Source organism: Paenibacillus tritici, assembly GCF_018207515.1.
GTDB lineage: Bacteria > Bacillota > Bacilli > Paenibacillales > Paenibacillaceae > Paenibacillus_AQ > Paenibacillus_AQ tritici.
In genome coordinates, this window is record NZ_CP073365.1 from 6,051,658 (window position 1) to 6,077,746 (window position 26,089).

General features: G+C 54.4%; 16 protein-coding genes. 5 read left to right on the forward strand and 11 right to left on the reverse strand.

Annotation, left to right across the window (positions count from 1 at the left end; translation table 11 throughout):
* Positions 1 to 44: 44 nt before the first annotated feature.
* Entirely contained in the window at positions 45 to 773 is a 729-nt protein-coding gene (locus KDC22_RS25955) for a GDSL-type esterase/lipase family protein (RefSeq protein WP_211720847.1), read from the reverse strand.
* Positions 774 to 907: 134 nt separating this feature from the next.
* Here KDC22_RS25955 and KDC22_RS25960 point away from each other — a divergent pair, with 134 nt between their 5' ends.
* Complete coding sequence (locus tag KDC22_RS25960; RefSeq protein ID WP_173128771.1) at positions 908 to 1,774, forward strand: helix-turn-helix domain-containing protein; 867 nt, start codon at positions 908 to 910, stop codon at positions 1,772 to 1,774.
* A gap of 20 nt (positions 1,775 to 1,794) precedes the next feature.
* Here KDC22_RS25960 and KDC22_RS25965 read toward each other — a convergent pair whose 3' ends face one another.
* Positions 1,795 to 2,697, reverse strand: coding sequence for an AraC family transcriptional regulator (locus KDC22_RS25965; RefSeq protein ID WP_211720848.1), 903 nt, complete (start codon positions 2,695 to 2,697; stop codon positions 1,795 to 1,797).
* Positions 2,698 to 2,830: 133 nt separating this feature from the next.
* On the opposite strand from KDC22_RS25965, the gene KDC22_RS25970 reads away from it, so the two are divergent.
* Both KDC22_RS25970 and KDC22_RS25975 read left to right on the forward strand, forming a co-directional pair.
* Entirely contained in the window at positions 2,831 to 4,816 is a 1,986-nt protein-coding gene (locus KDC22_RS25970) for an alpha-amylase family protein (RefSeq protein ID WP_211720849.1), read from the forward strand.
* Between the two features lie 684 nt (positions 4,817 to 5,500).
* Positions 5,501 to 10,891: a CBM35 domain-containing protein gene (locus KDC22_RS25975; RefSeq protein ID WP_211720850.1), complete on the forward strand. Its 5,391-nt coding sequence runs from the start codon at positions 5,501 to 5,503 to the stop codon at positions 10,889 to 10,891.
* A 669-nt stretch (positions 10,892 to 11,560) separates the two neighbouring features.
* On the opposite strand, the gene KDC22_RS25980 is transcribed toward KDC22_RS25975, so the two are convergent.
* From KDC22_RS25980 to KDC22_RS26010, 7 genes are read right to left on the reverse strand one after another with little or no spacing between them, the layout of a single operon-like run.
* Positions 11,561 to 12,685 (reverse strand): DUF4432 family protein, encoded by a 1,125-nt coding sequence (locus KDC22_RS25980; RefSeq protein ID WP_211720851.1) that lies wholly within the window; start codon positions 12,683 to 12,685, stop codon positions 11,561 to 11,563.
* A gap of 21 nt (positions 12,686 to 12,706) precedes the next feature.
* Positions 12,707 to 12,847, reverse strand: a complete 141-nt coding sequence (locus KDC22_RS25985) for a hypothetical protein (protein WP_211720852.1) — start codon at positions 12,845 to 12,847, stop codon at positions 12,707 to 12,709.
* Complete coding sequence (gene pgmB / locus KDC22_RS25990; RefSeq protein WP_211720853.1) at positions 12,840 to 13,559, reverse strand: beta-phosphoglucomutase; 720 nt, start codon at positions 13,557 to 13,559, stop codon at positions 12,840 to 12,842. Before pgmB ends, KDC22_RS25985 begins: the two co-directional genes overlap by 8 nt.
* Positions 13,525 to 15,783, reverse strand: a complete 2,259-nt coding sequence (locus KDC22_RS25995; RefSeq protein WP_211720854.1) for a glycoside hydrolase family 65 protein — start codon at positions 15,781 to 15,783, stop codon at positions 13,525 to 13,527. Before KDC22_RS25995 ends, pgmB begins: the two co-directional genes overlap by 35 nt.
* Positions 15,784 to 15,841: 58 nt before the next feature.
* Positions 15,842 to 16,666 carry a carbohydrate ABC transporter permease gene (locus KDC22_RS26000; RefSeq protein ID WP_173128913.1) on the reverse strand — a complete coding sequence of 275 codons (825 nt, stop codon included), beginning with the start codon at positions 16,664 to 16,666 and terminating at the stop codon, positions 15,842 to 15,844.
* 20 nt (positions 16,667 to 16,686) lie between these two features.
* Positions 16,687 to 17,562, reverse strand: coding sequence for a carbohydrate ABC transporter permease (locus KDC22_RS26005; RefSeq protein ID WP_173128800.1), 876 nt, complete (start codon positions 17,560 to 17,562; stop codon positions 16,687 to 16,689).
* 56 nt (positions 17,563 to 17,618) lie between these two features.
* Positions 17,619 to 18,965 (reverse strand): ABC transporter substrate-binding protein, encoded by a 1,347-nt coding sequence (locus tag KDC22_RS26010; RefSeq protein ID WP_211720855.1) that lies wholly within the window; start codon positions 18,963 to 18,965, stop codon positions 17,619 to 17,621.
* Between the two features lie 321 nt (positions 18,966 to 19,286).
* Between KDC22_RS26010 and KDC22_RS26015 the strand changes: the two genes are divergently transcribed.
* Both KDC22_RS26015 and KDC22_RS26020 read left to right on the forward strand, forming a co-directional pair.
* Positions 19,287 to 21,119: a sensor histidine kinase gene (locus tag KDC22_RS26015; protein WP_211720856.1), complete on the forward strand. Its 1,833-nt coding sequence runs from the start codon at positions 19,287 to 19,289 to the stop codon at positions 21,117 to 21,119.
* Positions 21,112 to 22,728, forward strand: a complete 1,617-nt coding sequence (locus KDC22_RS26020) for a response regulator (protein WP_211720857.1) — start codon at positions 21,112 to 21,114, stop codon at positions 22,726 to 22,728. The genes KDC22_RS26015 and KDC22_RS26020 overlap by 8 nt, the downstream gene beginning before the upstream one ends.
* 8 nt (positions 22,729 to 22,736) lie before the next feature.
* Here KDC22_RS26020 and KDC22_RS26025 read toward each other — a convergent pair whose 3' ends face one another.
* Together KDC22_RS26025 and KDC22_RS26030 are read right to left on the reverse strand one after the other, a co-directional pair.
* Positions 22,737 to 24,302 (reverse strand): response regulator transcription factor, encoded by a 1,566-nt coding sequence (locus KDC22_RS26025; RefSeq protein ID WP_173128809.1) that lies wholly within the window; start codon positions 24,300 to 24,302, stop codon positions 22,737 to 22,739.
* A gap of 15 nt (positions 24,303 to 24,317) precedes the next feature.
* Positions 24,318 to 26,069 (reverse strand): cache domain-containing sensor histidine kinase, encoded by a 1,752-nt coding sequence (locus tag KDC22_RS26030; RefSeq protein ID WP_173128812.1) that lies wholly within the window; start codon positions 26,067 to 26,069, stop codon positions 24,318 to 24,320.
* Positions 26,070 to 26,089: the final 20 nt, after the last annotated feature.

A 26,089-nucleotide genomic window follows, 5' to 3' on the forward strand; every position in this document is an offset into this window, starting at 1 on the left:
ATTGCTTGTCAATCGGTGGTTCTGTGAGCCGCCTTCGGGAATTCTTACGTACCGGGCAGCTGATCCGGCTCGCACCGAAGCAGCTCCCGGAGAAGGGTCCGGGCAATCACCTCATGTCCCGGGGCATCCGGGTGGATGCCGTCGCCGTATCTATAGGAGGCATTCAGCGACCGCTCATGCCGGATATGCTCCAGCAGCGGTGTGCGCAGATCAATGACTCCGTCCGCCGGACACCCCCCGGACAGCAGCCAGCCTGCATAACGCTCCAGCACCTGATCATAGTCTTCATACGGCGCCAGATAGCTGAAGTCAGCCGCATCCGCCGGCTGCAGTGGACCGTTCATGGACAAGGCATCGAACGGCGGCGGTGTCATGAGCACTACCCCTGCTCCGGCATCACGGATCTGTGTGCTGAGCGCCAGCATCCCCGCCTGATAGGCGGCGAACCGCTTATCCGAGAACGGATGATAGATTCCGTCATTCATCCCATAACAGGCTACGGCCACATCGGGAGCGGCTGCCGCCAGTTCCCCGGCCAGCCGCTCATGGACGCTCGGCCGCGGGCCGGGATGCGCCGCTTCGCTGAGTCCCGAGACCGTCTCGCTGGGAACTCCGGATGGAGCCAGCTCCACAGTCCACTCCGGGCGGTGTCTGCTCAGCCATTCCCGGATCAGCCGGATATATCGTCCGTCAGCCGTGATGCTGTCCCCGAGAAACAGAATCTTGGGACCTACCGTATTGGTTATTCCTTTATTCCTCAGTACATGCAGCATTCTTGTCCCTCCTCACCTTACGCAGGCCTGTGCCTGGCCCCGCAGCAGCCGGGCGGTATACCCGCCATCTAATGGTAGCGCCGCCTGCCCCTTTCCGCCTTGACGATCCCGACCTTCTTTAGCATAATATGGCCATGACAACTAAAATACTAGCGCGGGATATTGGCCTTGAGCCCGGTTTCACCTTCAGAATCCAGAAATGCCCGCTGACCCATGATTACTATGTCCACAGCCATGACTTCTCGGAGCTGGTCGTTATTCTGTCGGGAAATGCCGTTCATATCATTGAGGGGAGGGAATATCCGGTTACCGCCGGCCAGGTTTTTCTAATCCACAGCAACGTTTCCCACGGCTACAAGAATGTCGACGGCATCGAATACGTCAATGTAATGTTCCAGCCCGAGCAGCTGCTTCAGCAGTCCGAGTTAAGACTTCTGCCAGGCTTCCAGGCACTGTTCTATATTGAGCCGTTCTACCGGAAGGAGATGTACTTCAAGGGCATGCTCTCTCTTGAAGCCGGGCAGCTAAGGGAAGCTACGCGGCTGCTCGATGATATTCTTGAGGAGCATGACCGGCAGCCGGAAGGCTACCGGCTGATGATCCGCACCTACTTCACCGCTCTGGTAGGCATGCTCTCCCGCTATTATCAGAACAGCAGCGGCCATGAGGATAACAAGGCGCTGCGGATCGGGGAGACCGTCACCTATATCGAGGAGCACTTCCTGCAGCCGGTCACGCTGCAATCCATGGCGGACCGGGCCTATATGTCTACCCGCCAGTTCCTGAGAGTATTCACCCGCAACTACCACACCACCCCTATGGATTATGTCATCCGCAAGCGGCTGGATTATTCCTGCACACTGCTGCGCAGCCCCGGCCTGAGCATCTCCCAGGTGGCGATGGACAGCGGCTTCCATGACCAGAATTATTACTCCCGCCAGTTCCGCAAGGTATTCAACTGCACCCCCAGCCAATACCGTGAGAGGATGCAGGGTACCTGACCGTAAGCCGGGACAGGTGCTTAGAGCTCCTCCCGTCCCGCTGCGCCGGCCGCCTCCTCCCGCTGGTGCAGCCGCCGGTAGGCTCCGGGCGTGATTCCGAACCGGCTGCCGAACAGGCGGGACAGATAGCTCGGGTCCGGAATCCCTACCCGTTCGGCAATCTCCGAGACCCCCAGCACTGTGCCGCCCAGTAATTTCTTGGCTTCCTCCAGACGCAGATGCAGCACATACTGCAGCGGTGTGGTGCCGATATGCTGCTTCATGCACCTCGTAATATAATCCGCCTGGAAATGCAGCTCCTCCTCAAGCCGGGCCAGATGAAACGGCTCCCTCCAATGAACATCCAGATAGGCCGCGGCAGCCCGGGCCAGCCGGACTGCCGGCTCCGGCTGGATCGTCCGTTCACATTCCGCCTGCAGTCCCGCCAGCAGCCCGGCCAGCAGCAGATGCAGCCGCAGCGCGTTCCCTGCGCTGAGCCGGCTATGAATCTCGTTCATCTCCCGCAAGATCGGCTCCAGTCTCTCTACATCGACCGCAGCGAACTTCGGCAGGTACAGCCGCTGCCGGACAGGCTCCTCGTCCTCCACCGTTCCCTTGGACAGCAGGGAAGACCAGGGAATATCCCCGCGCCGGATATAGGCCGGCTTAGATTCATGGATGAAGTGGACCCAGAAGATCTCCGTATCCTCCTCGCAGGCACGGTAGCCGTCATGCGGCCGTCCCGCCTCCAGCACCAGCAGCATTCCCGGACCCACTGCATACTCCTTGCCCTCTTCTGTCATATAGAGCGTTCCCCGCTTGACCAGCAGCAGATCATATACCCCGAACGTGCGGGCGAAATGCCGGTCCCCCGCCGACCAGACGGCATGTCCCACCGTGACGAACTGCGGCAGCGGCGGAATGGCAAATTCCAGGCACAGCATGAGTCCCCTCCTCCTGTCTTAAGTCGGTTTTGTGCTAGTTAAGGTCTATATTATCACTGGCTGCTGCGGCAATAAAGAGGTACATTGACTGGGAATCCGCTTTTCATTCCATTCCATAAGGGGCTGTGTATCCATGCGTTTTCGTCAGGTTCACCTTGATTTCCATACTTCAGAAGCCATTCCCGGCATTGGCCGTGAATTCTCCAAAGCCCAGTTTCAGTCCATGCTGCGCACAGGACATGTAGACTCTGTCACGGTTTTCTCCAAATGTCATCACGGCTGGGCCTATCATCCCAGTGAAGCCAATGAGATGCACCCTCAGCTGACCTTTGACCTGCTCGGCGAGATGATAGCGGCAGCCCATGAGATCGGCGTCCGCACACCGGTGTATCTGTCGGCGGGCCTTGATGAGAAGCTGGCCCGCCGTCACCCCGAGTGGCTGATCCGCGATGCCGAAGACCGCACGCGCTGGGTGAAGGACTTTATGACACCGGGGTACCATGAGTTCTGCATGAACACGCCGTACCTGGACCTGTTGCTGGCGCAGATTCATGAAGCCGTCTCCCGGTACGAGGCCGACGGCATCTTCCTCGATATCGTCGGCGTCCGTAAATGCCGCTGCCAGTACTGCGTTACCGCCCTGCGGGCAGCGGGCCGGGACCCCCGGGATGAAGCAGCGGTTGTGGCTCTGGGCGAACAGACCTATCTGCACTATGCCCGCCGTGTGCGCGAGGCCATTGATGCCGTGAAGCCCGGTCTTCCGGTCTACCATAACAACGGTCATCAACAGCGCGGGCGCCGCGACCTTGTCCAGGTCAACAGCCATCTGGAGCTGGAATCCCTGCCCACCGGAGGCTGGGGTTATGATCATTTCCCGCTGTCGGCACGGTATGCCCAGACGCTGGGAATGGAGTTCCTAGGCATGACCGGCAAATTCCATACCTCCTGGGGGGAATTCGGCGGGTATAAGCATCCGAACGCCCTGCGGTTCGAGACTGCGCTCAGCCTCGCCCATGGAGCCAAATGTTCGATCGGTGACCAGCTTCACCCCTCCGGCCTGATGGATGAGTCGACCTACGCCCTGATCGGCGCGGCCTACAGCGAGGTGGAGGCGAAGGAGGAATGGTGCGGCGGGGTAACCTCCGTTGCTGATATTGCCGTCTTGTCGCTGGAGGCTGCGCGCGAGGCCTGTCCCGGCGGGCAGGCGCGCCGGGGGGAGCCTAACTTGGCCGACGCCGGGGCAGTGCGCATATTGACAGAAGGACATTACCTGTATGATATCGTAGATACCTTCAGCGACTTCACCGCGTACAAGGTGTTAATTCTGCCGGATGAGGTAGCCGTATGGCCGGAGCTGGCCGAGGCTATAGAGCGCTTCACCACCGGCGGCGGCAAGGTACTGGCTACCGGACGCTCCGGATTGAATCCGGCAGGCGATGCTTTTGCGCTGGACCTGGGGGTGACCTGGCTGGGTACCAATCCGTACCGTCCAGCTTACTTCAAGCCCTATTTCACTCCCGGCGGCCTCTTGCCCGCCTCCTATGTCATGTACAGCGAAGGCCAGCTTGTAGAACTCTTGGAAGGACAATCGCTGGGCCATCTGGAGAATCCTTATTTCAACCGCGACGTCTTCACCTTCTGCTCGCACCAGCATACGCCTAGTGCCCGGGAGGACAACGGGCCGGGGATGGTGGAGAGCAGCAGCGGGATCTATATCGCCTGGGATGTATTCAGCGAGTATGCGGAGGCAGGTCATCTCATCCTGAAGGAGCTGGTCCTTCATGCCCTGGAGCGGCTGCTTCCGCTCCCTTCGCTGCGCACCAACCTGCCGGCCCGGGGCATAACGACCCTGCAGTACCAGCAGGCGGAGCAGCGTTATGTGCACCATCTGCTCTATGCCGCTCCTGCACTCAAAGGACGGATCGAAGTCATCGAGGACATCGTGCCGCTGCGGGATATATCCGTCAGCCTGCGGCTTCCGTCTCCTGCTCCCGTCCACCGGGTCTACCTGGCTCCGTCGATGACAGAGCTGCCGTTCACAGCCGGCCAGCAGGGTGAACTTACCTACACCATTCCTTACCTGGAGAATCACCAGATGGCAGTGATTGAGCTGGCTTAAGGGCAAGTCCGCCTTAATTACGGAGTGTTTGCGCTATACAGGCAGGTCACCCCCTTGGGGGCGGCCTGTCTGTTTAGGGTTGTTTTTTGCATACATTCGGCCCAATCGTCCTCACAGTGGGCTATTGCATTCGCTTTCTGTGAAAATACTTCTGGCACAACCTGCGCTAAACGCACGGCCTACGTGACACCTCCAGTCCAATTGTGTTCGGTTTTCCGATTACATTCGGCCTGCGTGGCGCTCACAATCCAATTGTGTTCGGTTTTCCGATTACATTCGGCCTATGCGGTGCTCCCAGTCCAATTGTGTTCGGTTTTCCGATTACATTCGGCCTACGCTACCCACCCGGTCCAATTGTGTTCGGTTTTCCGTTAAAATTTGTTAAATAGATGAACAGACGACGTTCTGTTTTTAGGCGCGCTGCTCATTTTCATGCTGGAGTTGTGGCTTGAGAGACAAAATAACATAAGAAACCTAAAAAAAATGAAAGACCCTCCAATTTCCGTTCCAGACTCCTCTTCCGCAGGGATAATCGCTCAAAATATCGTAAAACATGATGCGGAAAAACGGTTCCGCTTTTATTTTATAATGAATGCGTAGCGCTACAACAAAAAGTAAGCGGTTTCAATAAAGGCGGTCCAGAGCTGTAGAACAACAAAAATTGAGTATCCGAAGGAGAGAACTATGAGGAAAAAAAGGTTCTTGATGCTGCCCTTGGCCTTTCTGCTGTCATTCATGCTGGCAGGCGTCTCCAGTGCAGAGGTAACCTCCAATTATGTGAACCCGCTAATGGGAGGTGCGGACCCTACCATTGCCAGGGCTGCGGACGGTTATTATTATTCAGCCTTTTCAGGCGATAACAACATCACGCTTAAGAGGCATGAGACCATTCTCGGAGTATCCACAGCCAAGAGCAAGATCGTCTGGAAAAAGCCGGATAACTTCGGATTCGTATGGGGTCCCTACATCTATCGGCTGGAAGGCAAGTGGTATCTGTATTTCTCCTCCGGCCCGGAGGAGAGCTTCGGCTATGGCCATCCCAGCTCTTATGTCCTGGAGAATGCTTCTCCCGATCCTTTTGAAGGCACATGGGAGCTTAAGGGTGAATCTGCCAACGAAGACAAGGACGGACAGGTGACGGTCAAGAAGGGGCTGCTGAACACGCAGGGCTTTGGTTTGGCTTGCGGGGTGGTCTCCATCCAGGGGCAAACCTACTTCACCTACACCAAATACTACTATTACCCCGACCCGAAGGATCCTTCCAAGACGAAATTCGACGAGAGTCCGACCATCGTCAAAATGAAAAACCCGTGGACCCTGGAAGGCCCGGAGGGCGTGGTCGCAAGGCCCCAATATGATTGGGAGAAGCAGCACGACAATATCAATGAGGGTGCGGCAGTCGTGGAACGGAACGGTAAAACCTATTTCGCCTATTCCGCCAGCAGCTTCATGAACGATAACTATTCTGTAGGGGTATCCGTGGCCAACGCCGGCGCTGATGTGATGCAGGCTGAGTCCTGGATGAAGCATCCTGAGCCGGTGATGAAAAGGTCGGATGAGAACAGCTCCTATGGACCGGGATCTCCCCTGTTCCTGAAGTCCGAGGACGACACCGAGGACTGGATTATGTATCACGGCATTCCAACCCATGGACAAGGCGGCGGGAACCGGGGAATAAGGGCCCAGCGTATTCACTGGGATGATCAGGATTTCATCAACCTTGGCATCCCTTCCAATCCCGGTACCGTTCTGAACAGACCCTCCGGCGAGGAGAAAAGTGAAATCTATGAAGCCGAGGAGGCCAGCCAGTCGGGAGTCTCCAGAGTCGTCGGCAAAAGCGGTTACGCTTCCGGCGGCCTGTATGAGAAATTCAGCAACAGCAGCGACAATAACTATGTAGAGTTTACTGTGAACACCAACGCCCAAGGGACCTACTCCCTGGATTTCCGGTACAATAACAACACGCCAAGCGCTGTTAATATGAAATTAAAAGTTAACGGGGAGGCAGCCCGGGATCTCTCTTTTGCCTCCAATGCAGGCTTTGACGCCAACTTCGATATTCAGTCCGTTCATAATATGAAGCTGAATGCCGGAAGCAACAAGATCCGCCTGTCCGGCAAAAGCAATCTGGCTCTGGATGCCCTGATTATCAAAAGAAGCAGCCTCTATGAGGCCGAGGATGCCGTACTGTCGGGGAACGCCAAGGTAGACAGAGACCATGCCGGATATAGCGGAACCGGATTTGCCGGCGGCTTATGGGTTACAGGTTCTGCGGTCACCTTCAAGGTCAATGCCGCCGCTGCAGGCAGCTACTCGGTGAATCTGGGCTACGGCTTAGGATTTAACGATGACCGGACCCTGAGTATGTATGTGAACGGACAAAAGATGAAGCGGGCCGATTTCTTCAACCTGGGCAACTGGGACCGCTGGGCTGACCGTTATGACAATGTTTTCCTCAAAGAAGGGGAAAATACGATCATGTATAAATATGACAAGGGTGACACTGGGAATGTCAATCTGGACTATATCACAGTTACCGAAGCAACCACCTGGCATTATGGAGCGGAAGATGCGAAGCTGACCGGTGCAGCTGACACCTCAGTTGTGTACGCCAAAGACGGCAACATGGGAACCGGTTATGTAACCGGACTATCCAGCGCTAACTCCTCCGTAGAGTTTGCCGTAACGGTTGAGAATGCGGCCTCTTATGATGTGAAGCTGAGATACGCCAGAGAAACGGCAGGCAAAACCCTGGCCCTCTACTTAAACGGCACCCGGATCAAGAACATCACCCTCCCGGCCACCGGCGGAGCTGCGGTCTGGAAAGAGCAGCTGGAGACACTAAGCCTGAAAGAGGGAACCAACCATATCACTTACAAGAACGAGACCGACCATTCCGGCATCCTCCTTATCGACAGTATTCATCTGAACAAACGCACCCCCTGGAGATATCAGGCCGAAGATGCAGCCCGAACAGGCAGTTTGCAGATTGCCAGAGATCATCTCTGGTATGAAGGCAACGGATTCGTCGGCGGATTTGAGCAAAAAGGGGACGCGCTGCGCTTCCAGGTCAACGTGCCCAATACAGCAGCTTATACCTCCACCCTGCGGTATTCCGGCGCACAGAGCTCCAATATCACAATGTCTATGTACGTTAACGGACAGCGGATCAAGCAAGTCTCCCTCCCGCCTACAGCCAATTGGGAGCTGTGGGCAAACAGCACAGAGTCCGTGAACCTTAACGCCGGAAACAATATTATTGAATTCATCCGCGAACAAGGCGACACGGGAAGATTCAATATCGACAGTCTCACCATTGATAAGACCAGCGGCGGATTCATGAGCTCCATTGCCAAGAAGATCATCCCCGAAAAGATGGTCAAAATCCAGCCGAAGCATAGCGGAAAATCACTCGATGTGGACCGTGTTTCCAGTGATCCGCTGGCAGTCATCAACCAGTGGGCTAATGGCGACGGCAATAATCAGCTGTGGAGGTTCCTGGACCTCGGCACAGGTTATTACCAGATTCAGTCGGTGCACAGCGGGCATGTCCTCGACCTGCTTCCCGGTTCAGCCATGCAGCAGCTCTGTCAGAATACACGAGCCACTGGAACGATACCGGATACCCAGCAGTGGAAACTGGTCAAAGACAGCGACTACTACAAAGTAGTCAACAAAAGCAATAATAAAGTCATCACTGTAGACGGGGCATCGAACAACAACGGCGCGGCCGTAAGAGTAGCCGATGACCAGGGCAAGGATAACCAGCGCATGAGGATTGAAATACGCAACCTCAGCAACAGCGAGATCAGCGCATTGAGTGAGGCAGGAGGACGCTATGAGGTAACGTTCAACGCCAGTGGCGGAAGCCCGGCACAGACGGTGATTCAGGCCGTATACGGCGAACCGTTAACCCCTCCTGCGGTGACCAAAGAAGGCTATGAGCTGGAGGGCTGGTTCACCGATAGCTCGAAATGGGATTTTGCGGCCCAGACAGTACCAGGTGCATTAACGCTGACGGCGAAGTGGGAGCTCAAGGCTCCCGAGGTGAGGATTATCAGTGAAGGCTCACTGCGGGCAGGCTCGGAGGGTATCCTCCGCGCTGCCGGAACAGGGACAGGAACCCTGTCCTACTCCTGGTATGTTGACAAGGGAGCAGGCTACGGAGAGCCGGTCGGAGCAGGCGAGGTCCTGAATCTTCCCGTGTTGTCCGAAGCGATGACCGGTTACCGTTACAAGGTGGTCGTGACCGGTGAAGGCGGATTAACCGGAGAGCAGGACTATCTCCTGAAGGTGCTCCCGGCTGATGCAGAATGGACCCCGCCGGCCTTCGGGACCGACCTGCCGTCTCTGCTGGAGACCGTGGAAGGGGAGCCGGTGATGCTGCTGGTTGAACCGGCAGGAGACGTTCAGTCTATCGAATGGGAAGTGAAACGGCCCGGCACTGAGGAATGGCTGCCCGTTACCAGTGTTACCGGTGCGGTCTACCGCTTCGTTCCCGGTATGGAGGATCACGGAACACAGTACCGTGTGGGATTGACCGGCACAGCGGAGGGGAATCCCGTTCGGATTACCGGAACGGAGCTAACGCTCAAAATCTATCCGGCCCATGAGCTTCCGTCCGTCCAACCCTTCGCGGCAACCGTTAACCCGGCCACTGAGGATCATCCGGTAACCTTCAGCGTAGTGGCCACTTCAACGTATGGAGAGCTGAGCTACCGCTGGCTGAAGAATGACCTTGTCCTGAACGGCGCCACCGGCAGCAGTCTGACGATTGAGAATGCCGCTATATCAGATACGGGAGCTTATAAAGTAGAGGTAACCAACACCCGTATCATTGGCAGCCGCACCTATGTGGACACGGTCTATACGGAGCCTGTTGAACTGACGGTCAACCCTGCGCCGGTCACGCCGACCAACCCTCCGTCATCCACAGATGTTCCTTCGGCCACACCTGTGCTGTCAGCCAAGCCACAGCCAGCGGCAACCCCGCTGCCTTCGGCTGTAGTCATTTCGGCCGCTCAGCTCAGCAGTCCAGCGGTGAACGGACTGGTTACCGTTCAAGTGGGACCGGCAACCGCGGCTCTGCTTCCGGTGAATGCCGGGGAGCTGCTGGGAAGTCATTCCCTGCGTCTGCAGGGAGACACAATAGAGCTGGTACTGGCGCCGGAGCTGCTGAAGCAGCTGGCCGAAGCCGCGTCTGCGGTTAAGGGCAGCGGCACCCGGATTCTGCTGAAGGCAGAACCTAAGCCGCTCGAAGACATGAAGCTGAAGACAGAAGCAGGCGTGTCCCTGAAGGGCAGACTGCTGGAATATGATCTGAGCCTGGCCGGGGCGGACGGAACGCTCCACCGTCTGGACCATTATGCGGTTCCGGTGAGCCTGCGCTTAACCGCGGGCGGGCTTGATCCGAAGCGGCTTGGCCTATACCGCGTAGGAACAGACGGTACGCTCACCTATCTGGGCGGAGCGGCTGAAGCTGGCGGGCTGAAGGCCGCGCTTGACGGCAGTGGCACCTACGCGCTGCTGGAGTATTCCAAGCAGTTCAGCGATGTTCCCGCCTCGCACTGGGCATTTGAAGCGCTGCGCGAGCTGTCTGCGAAGCATCTGATCAGGGGCATCTCCGAGCTGGAATTCCAGCCCGGCCGGAATATCACCCGGGCTGAATTCGTCCAGCTGATGGCGAACGCCCTGCAATTGACCGGCAGCGGCAGTGTCTCCTTCACAGATGTCCCGCAAGATGCCTGGTATCAGAGCGCTCTGTCCGGCATGGTGCAGGCCGGCCTGGTTACCGGACGGACTCCAGCGTCCTTCCAGCCGAATGCGGAGATCAGCCGCGAAGAGATGACCGTCATTCTCATGCGGGCCTACCGGCTCCGGCAGGGGATCATGCCCGCAGCACCGCTTAGCCCATCCCTTAAAGATGCGGCAAGCATCTCCGGCTGGGCAGCGGAACAGGTAACTGCAGCGGCGGCCCTCGGCTTCGTGCAAGGACGGGCAGACGGTACCTTCGCTCCGAAGGCACCCGCCACCCGTGCCGAAGCTGCACAGATTCTGCTGAATGTTCTGAAATAAGCAGCGGCGGGAACAGCCATCCATATTCGCTGTTCTGCAAGGCATAGATAAGGCGCTCCCCCTGGAACCATACGGGGGAGCGCCTCTTCCTATACTCTCCTTCTTAAATGCGGCTACCCGCTAGACCCACCCTCTTGTTTATCTTAGTAACGTTCTGCTTGTCATACAATGACGCCCTTTCTCTACCACAGTAACGTTCTGCCTCCACCACCACAGTGACATCCTGCTCTATCACAGTAACGTTCTGCTTCCACCACAGCAAATGTGTGAGCTTCCGGGCTTACTGTCACAATAGTCTCCCGATTCCTGCCCAAAATACAACATCTCCCTCCCAAACTCGGCCCCACTCCGGGATTGTTGTAAGAATGTCAACATTTCTCCCTCTCCCAGTCTCCGTACAGAACAAATCTTGCATTTCGTGCAGGAATCCCGCCTAGCTGCTGGTAATGTGAGAGTCAAGGCTGCAGAATGTGCAACATTTTCGCCTATACCCCACCCTTTAAGCCACACCTTCATAAGCCTGCCGGGTAATTCCCTTCCCTTCAATACAAAAAAACACCTTCAAGGTACTCTCCCTGTCATACGACAAGACGAACCTGTTAAAGGTGTTCTACGCTGGCAAGTCTGCTCTGGTATACTCTGCTCTAGCGTACTCTACCCCGGCATAGATTACTTTGCTGCTCTTCGGATCAGCTCCGCAAGTCCCGTTATTTCCTGCGGATCACGCGAAGCGCCCAGAATGATCCAGCCGCTGCATTGGCTATACGGTCCGAGATAGACGACTTCACCGTCTATCATTTTTTGCTTCATCGAATTGGGCCTCGTTTTACATGGCTCCAGGGCATACATGTTGTCCCCAGTCGCCCGTTTGGCGATCAGGGAACGGGGATAACACTGCAGAGAACGGATCACATAAGCTGCCGCGTCCTGCCCTGTGTTCACCAGCATCTCAGCCGTCAGCGCCTGACTTCCGTCTGCCGCCGCCTGATAGTTGCGGACCTGCGGCAGATCGGACAACCCTGCCACCGGCTGCGGAACGTATTGATAACAGCGGATCGGGTCCAGCCGGGTCCGGGAATCGTAGACGGCAAGCGCATCTTCCTCCGGCGGGGCAGAGTCACGGAGCAGCATACTCCCCGGATGGACCGGCAGTACATAACTCCCCCCGCCCGCCATGAAGCCTCCCGCCAGCTGGATATGGTATCCGTCATCCACCGGCTGGACGGAATCAGTTAGATTCCGTACCGTATCTTCCCGGAACAGATCGGCTGCCCCGTAACGGGTAACGATACGGATGATCTTGTCATACACAGGCGCCTGTCCGTACCCTCTCACCGGAACCTTGCCTTCAAGACAGATCTGCTGCTCATCCCAAGTAATCCGTACCGATTCCAGGAGTGCCGGGGAGTACGACCCTGTCCCATGGACAGTTCTTACCTCATCCGGGGTGCCGAAGATTTCAGGCCCAATGGCAGCTACGGCGGCATAGAAGCCTGAATCCCAGCCCGAGTGCTCATTGTCCGACAGATCTACGTGATCGGGGTGCAGCAAATACTGCTCATCACGCTCCCAACTGATCTTCTCGGCATCCAGCCAGATTTCCCCAATGTCCATGCCCCGCTCCAGAATCACCGTAAAGAGAAGCCGCCCGTTGCTTATCCTCAACACACGCATTTGTGAGCCGAAGAGGTCAGTAACCAGCTCCAAGGTGACCTGCCCGTCTTCCGGCAGCACTTGTGGAATGTCCGGCAGCAGCTGAGCCAGTGCCAAATGTCCGATCCCCTTATTATCCATCCAGCCATTCACCTCCGTCCGCTAATTAGCCATCCAGCTGTCCACTCCTGCCCGCTCATTAGCCATCCAGCCGTTCACCTTCGTCCACTCATTAGCCATCCACCCGTTCACCCCCGTCCCCTTATTATCCATCCAGCCATTTCCCCTGCCCGCATTAGCCATCCAGCCGTTCTCCTCCTCCGGCATGTCCCGCTACACCGAGATGGCTCAGCAGGAACACAGGCTCCAGCTGTTCGAAGCTGGTGAGGGTAAGATGTGCTCGGGCAAGCAGCGCCCTGTCGCCGATGCCGACCACGCGCATCCCTGCCCGGACCGCACCTTCTACACCGGCGGCCGCATCCTCGAAGACGTAGCAGCGGGCCGGGTCTGCGCCAAGCAGCCGGGCCGCCTGCAGGAACACCTCCGGGTCCGGCTTCGCCCGGGCGATGCTGTTTCCGTCCACCACCACATCAAACAGCGGCCTGATGTTCACCTTCTCCAGAATCAGGGGAGCGTTCTGGCTGGCCGATGCGATTGCCGTCCTGACTCCCTGTGAGCGCAGCAGTCCAATGAAATCCGCCACCCCCGGCAATACATCAGCAGGCGTAAGCGTGGCAAGATACTCCTTGTACCACTCGTTTTTCCGGGAAGCCAGCGACTCTTTCTGCTCTGGAGTTACTTCCGTGATCCCGCCCTCCCGGAGCAGAAGCTCAAGCGACTCCATACGGCTAACCCCCTTAAGCTGTTCATTCGCCTGTTCACTGAAGACGAAGCCTAACTCCCCGGCGAGGCGTTTCCAGGCCAGATAATGAAACTTCGCCGTATCGACAATGACCCCGTCCAGATCGAAGATGGCTGCCTCAAAGGATAGTGCCCGCACCGGAATCCCCTCCATTCAGCTTGTGTATTTCATGCGCACCCGGACTCACGGTGACCTGATAGTGCTCCCCCCTCCAGGCCAGCCGGAAGCTTAGTTCCGTCCAGCCTTCAGGCAGCCGGGGCTCCAGCTCTATAACCTCACTCCACATCGCACTCTTCAGCCCGGCGAATCCGTAGACAATAAGCTGCCACAGGCCGCCGCAATTGGCGATGTGAATTCCTTCGGCGGCACCTTTTTTCTCCAGCGAGAGATCAATATCCATGACCCGCTGAAGGAACCCTGCCGCTGCCTCCTTCTGGTTCAGCCACGAAGCCACAATGCCGTGAACCGCCGCCGACAAGGAAGAATCGTGGGTCGTAATCGGCTCATAGTAGGCATAGGAGGCCTGCATCTGCCGGCCGGTGAACTCCTGCCTGAACAGCAGCATCAATTCCAGCACATCCGCCTGCTTCAGCGCCTTGGAACGGTAATTACGCTCCTGGGAAATGAAATGGCCGAAGGGCCGGGACCTGTTCGTCCAGAGACTCCCGAAGTCCACCTCCGCATAAGAAGCGAAATCGTCCGATTGCGGAATCAGTTCACTCTGGCTGTCATATGGCAGCCTTAACTTCTCCGCCGTATGCCGGAACAGCTCCCGCTCACCTGGACGAAGATCCAGCCGCTCAGCCACAGCCGCATAGCTGCCTTGATCACCGTCTTCCAGGCTGTCCAGATAAGCAGCGGTCTGCTCCAGACTGAACTTGACCATCCGGTTAGTGAAGGCATTGTTGCGGGTAAAAGGCAAATATTCATCCGGTCCCATCACGCCCAGCAGCTCGCAAGCCCCTTCCCCGTTCCAGTCCACGCGGTCACACCAATAACGGGCCGTCTCCACCAGAATATCAATCCCGTAGTGCTCCAGGAATTCATCATCTCCTGTAGCCCTGACGTAATGGCAGACCGCATAGACTACATCCGCTGTTATATGAATTTCATGATCGGCGTATTGCCAGTTGGCACATTGCTCTTCCCCGCCTAATGAGGACTCCCAGGCGTACCGTGCTCCCCGGTATCCATAGCTCTGAGCATTGCGCCTCGCACCTTCAAGCGTATGATAGCGGAACAGAAGCAGATTGCGGGCAGCCTGCGGATTAGTATGCAGATAGAACGGGAGCAGATTAATCTCCGTATCCCAAAAATACCTGCCGAAATAAGCTTCCCCGGCATAGCCCTTGGCACAGATCGCTACCCGGTCATCCTGCTCCGCATTGGAGCGGATAAGATGGTAGAGCGAAGCGCGGACATTCAGTTGCGCTGTGCCGTCTCCCTTGATGCGGATATCGGCCTCCTGCCATTTGCTTGTCCAGCAGTCCGCATGACGGTTATATAGCTGCTCCCAGCCTAATTCCCGTGCACGGCGGAGCTGTTCATGCGCCCTGCCGTACACTGTTCCTTCTTCCCTGTCACGGTCCGTGGTTACCGCAGTCAGCTTGCGGAGCGTGAACCGTTCCCCGGCCCGCAGCTGAAGCTCCCCTCGCAGCGCCGCCCTTACTCCCGTAAGCTCCTCCTGCCAGTCCACCGCTTCAGAGACCTCCAGCGCAGACAGCATATAGATCTGGTTCCCCTTCTCTGTCAGGGTCTCCAGGGACAGGCTGCCTTCTGATTCTGCCAGGGGAATGATCCGGGCAAAATGATTCATCCCGTTGGTCCGCACATCTCCGCGCAGCGCCGCAGTCATCTCCAGCCGGCCTTCACCAGCCAGCACCTCCAGCTGAACCTGCTGAATGCACAGATGGGTATCGGCCATACTGAGGTAGCGGCTATAAGTACACTCCAGCTGCATCCCCTCCCCCGTCTCCCATAAGAATGAACGATGCAGACTTCCATCCCGCAGATCCAGCCAGCGTCTGTAGCCGCTGATCCGGCTGCGGTCCATATCCAGCGGCTCGCCCGCCGACCGGAACTCAAGCCCCAATACATACGGAAGGTTGACAATCTCTTCCTTCAGCAGCGGATGCGGTGCGACAATGCCCGGGATATAGGTTCCCTGCTTGGATTTGGGGTGCCGCGGCTTCTCCAGCGTGACGTTATCCGGGAAACGCAGATATTCCTCATCCTGGGGGGTATCGCTGCATCCCTCCTCGAAGCTTCCGCGCATATGCATATAGCCGTTCCCCTGCGTAAAAAGCCCTTCATAATGCTTATGCAGTGTAGCCTGATATCCGTTCTCCTTCAGGCACCACAGGTGATCCTCCTTCATCTGCAACCTCCTGGTTTCTCCGGCATCTTTCATTTGGTTAACCTCCGCCTCCGGTTCCTCATCCCTTCACCGCTCCCGCAGCAAGGCCCGATACCACCTGCTCCTGCAGCAGGATATAGACCAGAATACTCGGGATGATCACGACCATCGTGGCTGCGAACATGACGCCGTAATCACTGGCGAACTGGCTTTTGAAGTAATAGAGGGCCAGGGGCAGTGTTCGGCTCTGATTGCCTGTCGTCAGAATAATGGCGAATTGAAATTCATTCCAGCAGAGCAGGAACTGCATCACCCCCGCTGTGCCGAAGCCCGGCTTCGAGATGGGCAGAATAATCTTGAAGAACGTCTGGATGAAGCTGGCACCATCCAGATAAGCCGATTCCTCCATTTCCTTCGGAATGGTCAGGAAATAGCTGGATAGAATGTAGAGCGAGACCGGCAAGCCGAAGCCGGTATACACGATAATAAGGCCGATCAGCTTGTCGTACAGCCCGAGCGTGTTCACCGTCAAATACAGCGGCTGCAGCATCGCAGCGCCCGGAATAAGGAGCGACAGGGAGAAGGCTCCCATCAATAGCTTCTTGCCGCGGAATTTGAAGCGCGCCAGAACATAAGCGGCCATTCCGAGCAGCAGCAGATTAAGCAGGGTTCCGAAGATCCCCACGATCACACTGTTGATGTAGAACCGGGAGATCGGCGCTATTTTGAAGGCCATCGTGTAATTCGAGAAGCGGAAGCTGCTGGGCCAGCCCAGCGAATTGGTCAATATCTCGGCATTCGTCTTGAACGAAGCGAGCAGCACCCACAGGAACGGACCCAGGGACAATAGAACAATCAAGAACACAAACCCATATTTAAGTACAGCCAAACCTTTTTTCATCATATTCACCCCATCCGCTCCATTCAGTTTTGGGAGCTGCCTATTCTGAACAGATTTCGGCACAGCAGGACAAAGATCAAGCCAAAGCCGATTAGGAAGACGCCCACGGAATTGGAATAACCGAAGTTGTTGTCCATGAGTGCGGTCTTGTAAATATAAATAGGCAGGTTCATCGTCTCATTACCGGGTCCGCCGCCTGTTGTCATCAGGATAATATCCATCTTCTGCAGCATACTGGTTCCTGATAGAATCACGCAGGTGCCGATAATGTTGCGCAGCATGGGAATAACGATGTACAAATTGATCTTCAAGGTACTGGCCCCGTCGATCCGCGCCGATTCATACAGGCTCTCCGGAATGGCTGCGATCTCGGCCAGAATCAGGATCGTGACCACCGCCGCATAGGGCAGCCAGGTCATCGTGACGGAGAAGAAGGCAGTCGCGTAATCCATGAACCAGTTCTGGGAGTAATCCGCATTCCCGAATAAGCGGGCAATACTGTTCACCGCACCGAAGTCAGGATTGAGCATACAGAGGAACAGCATCCCTACGGCTGCACCCGAGATAATATTCGGAAACATGTAGACTGTGCGTGCGAACTTCCAGTAGAACTCCTTCATGCTGAGAATAATCGCGAATAGGGTCCCGATGGCAACGTGGATCGTAGATTGCAGCACCACCCAGATGCCCGTATTCAGTGCGCTTTGGCGAAAATCGGCATCATCCGTAAACAGCTTGATATAGTTAGTGAGGCCGATAAACACCGGGCTGCGTCCGGCTGACCATTCTGTGAACGATGTGCCGAACAGCATGACAAGTGAAACGGCATAGACAAGAATAAATAATAGTACAGTCGGCAACAGGAAAAGCGTGATATACCCTCTATTTTTCCTAACCATCCATATGGTCCTCCCCAATCTATATAGAGATTCTTAAATCCAGCCTATCCTGCTCTTTATTTATTCTTAGCAGCAATCTCCGTCAGTTCCTTGGCAATGTCTTCGGCTGTTGCCTTGCCGGCGACCAGCTTCGGATACAGGTTCTTCCAGGCATCCGTTACGTTCGGATACACGATCGAGTCCAGGGTCCGGTAATGAAGCTGTGTCTTTTGAGCGACGGTGATGGATTCGACCATGATCGGATATTTCTGCTTCAGCGCATCCGAAGGCTGAACTTCACTCGATACCGGCATTACATTGCCGTATTCCAGCGCAAGGGTCTGTCCTTCAAGCCCTGTTTTGAACTTGATGAATTTCTCAGCAGCATCGCGGGTTTCCGGCGTTTTGGCTCCGATCATATAACCAACCTCATACGTGGAGATCAGACTGTTGTTCGGATAAGCTGCGACTCCCACTTTTTTATCGAAGCCTTCACTGGATTTGGTAGGATCGCTGAAATCTCCAATCATCCACGGACCATTGGCAATCATCGCGGCCTTGCCCTGGCTGAACGCGTTGGCGGCATTGGCATATCCCGCTCCAAGCGCATCCTTCGTCGTATACTTCTCCAGCAGCTCCTTCATCATGTTCAGCGCCTGAATCATCTCCGGTGTATTGAAGTCGGTGGGGTGCAGGGTGTTCATGAACGTTTTGCCGTTCTCCCCGTTCGTGCCGATCCTCGCAGCAAGAATCAGATTACTCGTCCAGGCATTCTCCCCGGTCATCAGTGCGAGCGGCACGAAGCCTGCGGCCTTCAGCTTCTCGTTGTTGCTCATGAATTCATCCCAGGTCTCTGCGGGCTTAATCCCCGTCTGATCGAACATGTCTTTATTGTAAAAGTAGCCGATGTTCTGCTTCTGATCACTGATCGCCCAGACCTTGCCGTCCCGCGTATTGGAAGCGAGCGCATCTTCTCCGATAGCAGCCTTCCATTCCGCATCTTTATCCAGGTATTCATTGAAAGGGGTTGCAAGATTGCCTTTGATCAGAACATCATTAATCCCGTCCTTGCCCATAACGACATCGGGAACATCCCCGGAGGCAGCCAGAATCTTGATCTTGTCAACATAGGCGGCATCACTTGGAATTTCTTCAACGACAACCTCCACTTCATTGCCGTACTTGGCATTGAACTGCTTGATCTGTTCCTCCTCCATCTTGGCTGACGCATGTGTGCCTACCCGGAAGGTGAGATAGGATATTTTCACCGGCGCTTTGGCCGCAGGCGCAGCAGCATTGCCTGAGCCTTCCGTTGCCGCCCCGCCCTTATTAGCTGAATTCTCAGCTCCGCAAGCTGAGATGGACATGGCCAGAAGCAGCGCGCTTGCCAGAGTAATTCCTGTTTTATAACGTGGTCTGTTCAAATGAAATCCCCCTTAATGAATGATGGCCCTCCTACACAAGTGTAAGTTCTGCGGCCCGGTGCGGTTTGTTACAGCTCTCATTGTAGACCAAACCCAAATACGAATGAATTCGTTTTTCGGTATACTCTTTTATAATATCTTGAGTAAATCGGGCTGGGCAGCGGTATAGCTGAAAGGGTTTTCAGATTTCTTTAACTCTTCTTCGTTATCTTTACCATCTTCGCCGAAACGGCTGGTTTTCCCCCTGTTCCGCTATTCGCCCTCCCCGAAAAATTATATAATACCTCTAACCATATGAATCATCACCAAGGAGCAGTCTGCATGTCCAACAAGCCTATCCTGCGCTGGCTCAGCCTTCGCCCGGTTTCCGCATTGTTTACCCGTATTCCTGTGCGGAACAAAATTGTAATTATCATCGTTCTGCTGATTCTTCTGCCGATGACGGTCGCCGGCTGCTATTTCTACTGGAACATCTCCCAGATTCTAACCAGGAATGCCAATGCCAATCTGTCCCTGCTGATCCGCCAGACCAACGACAATATTGAGAAATCCTTTCAGATTATTGATAACACCTCCCTGCACTTCCTCTCTAACAAAATGTTAAGAAGCTGGTTAATCGACGATAGGTCGCTGAGCGATGACTTCTACAAGAAATTCGTCAACAAAGCGGAAATGGAAGAGGACCTGAAGTACAGCCTCATGTTCAACAATGCCTGGAATATCAGCCTGCTCTCGACGGCATTTGTATTTTTTGACAGCGACAACTATGTATCCGTTCTCAAATCACCGCCCAATATAGAACTGACTAACAAGAACAACCTCACGGTCTATCAATCGGTCAACGGAAGAATGGTCCGGGGCAAGGAGATTCTCACGCCAAGCCTGGAGGACCCCACCATCTACTTCACCCGGGTGATGTCCAATATCAATCTTCCCCGGCAGCGTCTGGTACTGATCTTCGGCACGAAGGAGGCTGATCTGGCCGAGGAGTATTCCGGACTGCTCGATTTCACCGGTGCGCTGGCCTACATTATTGATAACCAGGGGATTATTTATTCCAGTGCCGGTAAGCAGGAGCTGGGCTCCGTTGCTCCTCCCGGTATCCTGGCGCTGAAAGACAACACTGAAGTCAGGGAGGTCAAGCTGGGCCAGGAGACTTACCTGGCTGCCTCCCGCAGCATTGGTACCACCGGGCTTACCTTTATTGCCGGCATCCCGAGGAAGCAGGTGCTCTCCAGACTATCCGGGAGCATGCACAACTACATATGGATCATCACCCTGATTGCCTGTGTCTCCCTGGCGGCAGGAATTGTGATTTCCCTGCGGTTTACCCGCGTCGTCCGTGATCTGCTGCGGAGTATCCGTAAAGTGAAGAAGGGGGATTACAACGCCAGGATGCCCGCCTACAAGGATGCGGAGCTGAATCAGCTAAGCAACACCTTCAACCACATGACCGACGAGATCAGCTATCTGATTAAGGAAGTGTATGAGAAGCATCTGCTCATCAAGGAATCGGAGATCAAATTTCTGCAAGCCCAGATCAATCCGCACTTCCTGTTCAATACGTTAATTACCATTGGCTACAAAGCGAAGCTGTCCAAAGATGAGACCGTTTACAGAATGGTGACCTCCCTTACAGAGCTGCTGCAGGCCAGTATATATTCGGGCAATATGGCTACCATTCCGATTCGTCAGGAGCTGGATGTCATCCGGTTTTATCTCTATCTCCAGAAAGAACGGTTTGAAGATAAGATGGAGTACACCATCGAGATCGAAGATGAAGCCCTGCTGGATCTGTACCTGCCCAAGCTGAGCGTCGAACCCTTGGTCGAGAATGCTGTGGTGCATGGGGTGGAGAAAAAGCTGGGTAAGGGCATCATCCATATCCGTATTTACCGCAGAGAGGATTCGGTTTATTTTGAGATCACAGACAATGGCAACGGATTCGAGCATGTTCCGCAGGATTGGAATAATTTCGAGAACATCACTATACGCAAACAAGGCCACAACAACATTGGCCTGATTAACACCCATAAGCGGGTCAAGCTGATCTACGGCGAGCCGTATGGAATTGAAGTGGAGAGCGAGCTGGGGACAGGTTCCAAGGTTACCCTGCACATACCGACAGATTGGGGGGGAGTACCGCATGTATAACGTGATGATTGTGGATGATGAGCCTGTGATCAAAAAAGGGCTGCAGTGCTTCATTGACTGGAGCGTTCTGCATTGTGAGGTGCTGTGCGAGGCCTCTAACGGCATGGAAGCCGTAGAAATGCTGGGCTATTATGATATAGATATTATCGTCACCGATATCCGTATGCCGGGAATGGACGGCCTTGCTCTGTCGGATTATGTACATCAGAACTTTCCGCAGATTAAGGTGATTATTCTTACCGCGTTTGCTGACTTCTCTTATGCTCAAACAGCGATTCAATATGAAGTCATCGACTTTGTAGTCAAGACCAATCCCACAGAGCAGATTCCCCGGGCCATCGCCAAGGCAACACGACTCCTGGAAAAGGAACGGGAGCAGAAACAGAAAGTGAAACAGCTGGAGAACCAGATCAATGACAACCTCTCCGAAATCAGCGAGAAATTCCTGAAGGAGGCCGTCGACGGCTTGATCAGCAATGAGGCCAGTTTAATCAGCCGTACCGGCGAGCTGGGTCTGCAACTCGAGAATTATTTCGCGGTCTATCTGGAGGTTAAAGAGATGTTCAGCCCCCAAGCCCATGCCTCTGCGCCGGGCAATGACCATCACCGGTTTCTGGCTTCCATCCGCCAATTCCTGACACTGGCGTTCGCGGACCGCCCCTTAACGATTTTGAATATGGATAAAAGCACCCTGCTGGTGATCGTCTCCATGGATGGCGGCAATGCCCCCGTCTCTACCCAGTCCCTGCTCACCATCAGCAATGAAATTCTGGCCATGGCGGAGCACTTCCGGCAATACCATGTCAATATCGGGATCAGCCTGCTGCACCGGGATGTCCTGACCTTGCCCAGAGCCTATCAGGAGGCCCGGGAGGCGCTGCAAGGCAGCTTTTATAACGATAATTATGTCGCCGTATACATGCCTCATCCGAACCAGACCCTGACTCCGGGGGCGCCGCCCCATCATGCTGCCGAGCAAATTGCCGGGTATCTGCAGCAAGGGCAGAGTGATCAGGCGATCCAGCAGCTCAATCAATTGCTGGAGGGCTACCGGAGCAGCCAAGAGCCGATCGAGAATGTCAAAGTGGCTTGTCTGCTCATCGGGTCCTACTGCTTCCGTCTGCTGAGCGCCAGCCAGCCCTTCGCCCCGGAGATGGAGGAGAGCCAGTCGGCAGTATATAAGCAGATCCAGGAGAGCAAGAGCATCCAGCTGCTCACCGATATCCTCATCCGCCTCATTCAGAGCTGCGCAAGAGTCATGGCACAGACGGACACACAGCCGAATTACATCGTGATCGAATGCCAGAAATATATAAGAGAACATTACAACCAGAACCTGAATTTGCAGATTATTGCCGACCATATTCATATCAACAGCAGCTACCTCAGCCGCCTTTACAAAAAGGTAACCGGTGAGTCCATCATCGACGTCATCAACAAATACCGGATCGAAATGGCCAAGAAGCTGCTCAGGAACCCATCCAGCAAAGTATTTGAAGTCGCTGAGGCCGTTGGTATCGAGACCCCGGCCTATTTCACCCATGTCTTCTCCAAATACACCGGGATGAGCCCCAAGGAATACAAGCTGAATTATTCGCAGATGAATTAAGCCAGAGCCTACTCTTCACTTTTCATCATATGTTCTTCTCTATACTGGCCGGGACTTACACCCACAACCTTCTTGAACACCTGGCAGAAATACCGCTGGTTATCATAGCCGACCCTTTCGGATATTTTGAAGATTTTGAAGCTGCTTTCTCTCAGCATCTTTTTCGCTGTCTGAATGCGCAGCAACGTGATATATTCCAGAATGGTCTGTCCGGTCGACTTGGAATACAAGTTGCTTACATAGGAAGAATTGAGCCCGAACCGTTCGGCCAGTTGATCCAGCCCAATATTTTCATGGTAATGGGCTTCAAGATACGCTTTGATTTCCTGAACCACCTTTTCCTTCATCGTAGTCTTGGTTACACTCAGATAAAATTGCACACTCTTCGCTAAATCCTGCAACTGTTGCTGCAAAGACGCCCAGTCCGGCGTGTCCAGTATCCTGTCCATCAGCTGGGGGCGGGCGCCGATCACTTTCTCAATCTTGATTCCATAGTCCTGTTCGATCAGATCGAGCATCCGGTTCCCCCACTCTATGCCTGCCTTCTTCAGCAGAACAGGAGCCATCAGCCGGCCCGTCCCCCATTCCGTCCAGCGTTCAAGCATCTCCTCGAACTCCTTCTGTTCGTAACGGACGAAGGACTGGAGGTAGTCAGACCACTCGCTCAGCCACTGCCCGGATACGCGGGTAATTTCCTCTAAGCGGCTCCCCTCCATAACCGGAACCCCAAAGAATACTCCCATTTCACATGCCTTATCGGCTGCCGCAAAAGAGAGATTTGCCTGTGTAATTCCAGCTACAACCGGCCCCAGTCCAAACGACAATGAAATATCGTCCGCTGAGCTGTCCTTCGAGAAGGCTTCGGCTGCAGCCAGCACAATTTCTGTTAATGGCTCATTGACCTCCATGGCCCCCATACACAATAAGATGACTTTCTGCTGCTCGTAGAGCAGGTCCACAACGATTCCGCGATTCGTCAAAAAGCTGAGGAGAGCATCCGTAGCGCCATTATTCTTCAATCGTTCAAGCCACAGCGTCTGTGTACTTCCAATCACGAGAACCGCAAACTGGTTATACCGTTCGTAGGGCGTCTGATCGAACGATGGGCGTTTGGCATGGACGATTAGATCTGTAAACGCCGCCCGGTCCAAGGCTGCCACATTCCGAAGCTCAGGGCGATTCTCCGTGGCATCCGCTTTACGCTCCAGACGCTTGAGCGCTCTTGAGACCGTCTTGGCTACTTCCTCCAGCTCTGCCGGCTTGATCAGATAATCCACAGCCTCCAGCTTGATGGCTTCTTTGGCATATTCGAACTCGGAATACCCGCTAATGATGATACATTCCGCTTTATGGCCCTTCTCCTTCAAGACACGGATCAGCTCCAGCCCATTCAGGCCGGGCATCCGGATATCTGTCAGCACAATGTCCGGATCGGACTGAAGAATCCGTTCCAGGGCTTGCTTGCCGTTAGTTGCCGTCCCCACGATCCCTATCCCATACGCGTTCCAGTCGATCACAGCCGATAATGTCTCCACCACCAGCTGTTCATCATCCGCTATAAACAGTTTATACATGATGTAATCCCACCTTCATAGCCGGTCTTCATCCATGATTCCGATCCTTAGGGTAACTTTGGTTCCGGTGCCTGGAATGCTGTCTATGCGCAGCCCGTGGTTCTGGCCATAATGCAATTGAATCCTCTCCTGGATGTTCCTTAATGCATATCCCTTAGGCTGCGTAACCGCAGGATCAAAGCCTACGCCGTCATCCTCGACCTCGAATACAAGCGTCTCTCCTTCGATACGTCCCCGAATATAAATATTCCCTTGGCTCTCCTTCAGCTCGATTCCATGAAAAATCGCATTCTCCACCAGCGGCTGTATCAGGAGCTTAAGCATACGGATATGCTCAATTTCCGGCTCAAGCTCAATGGTCACCTCGAACTTTCCGTTATAGCGGATATTTTGAATCTCCAAATAATTTTTCACCTGGTCGATCTCATTGCGGACTGTGGTAATGTAGTCCCCGTTATTCAAGCTTAACTTAAACATGTTAGACAGCGACATGACCATTTTCGAGATGTTTTTGGCACTGATTCGTTCAGCCATCAGATAGATGGAATTCAGCGTATTGTACAGGAAGTGAGGGTTGATTTGACTTTGCAGCGCGTGCAGCTCTGCTTCCCGCTCCTTCAGCCTGGCTTCTATTAATTTGTCCGATAATTCAGAGTTGGTGCGGAAGGTCCTCAAGAACTGATTGCCTATTTTCCCGATTTCATCTTCCTCCTGAAAGAGGATTCCTTCGATCCTCTCCCGTTTGGCCGCTTTTCTGGCAACAGAGGAGAGTAAAGTCAATTGCTTCGTGATACGCTTCGAGATTAAATACGAACCATAGGCAGCCAGCAGGAAAGCCACCATTGTCAGTGTTAGCGTAATATTACGTATCCAGACAATTTCCGAATTGATATTAGAATAAGGGATCATGCTGACCACTTTCCACCGGGTTACCGGATTGGTATCGAAGGTGATGACATACCGTTCTCCGCCCATCGTCTCAATCCGGGTCCCCCGTTCAGGCAAGCCGTAGAGCAGATCCATTTCTTTTGGAGGAAGCTGCTTCAGGTCGGCCGTGCGGGAGTTATAATAAATGACTTTATTCTGCTCCAGGATCATCAAATTCCCGTTTTCCGCATTGGAAATATTCCGGAACATCTCATCGAAGACCCGCCTGTCGATTGAAATGATTAACATGCCGATCGGTTCGAGCGTCTCCAGGTTGTTTAACTGTTTACCGTACAGCAGCAGGTTCGGAGTGTCCTTGACAAGCCGGACTTCATCGCTGTTCAGCCACAAGCCCCGCCCGCCCATATCTCCCACCTGTTGATACCATTTCGTCCGTGAGACCGCCTGATAGATATTGTCGTACGCTAACCTGTCCCATTGGTTTGTAGTAATCAGTTCCCTTTGCCCGCTGCCCACGTAAACGTAACGTATATAGGATTTGTTGTTGGTAATATTGACGATCAGGCTGCGGGTCGCATTTTGAAGGTCATAGATCTCCTTGAAATCATTTTTGCTATAGGCAAGGAAATTCTGAACGTCACGGGAGGACAACATCAGCTTCGAGATCGCCTCCACATCGTTCACGAACGTCTGGATATTCCAATTGATGGAGCCCAGCAGATTGGAGGTGGTGTCGGACATCTTGTTTTCGATCACTTTGCTTAAATAGACGAAGGTTAAGGAAGCAATCAGCACAAGTGGCAGCAAGGAACAGGCGATGGACAGTATAATGATTTTGCTGCGGATGCTGATTGACAGGAACAGCCTGTGTATTTTCATGAGATCCCCCTGACCCTGCA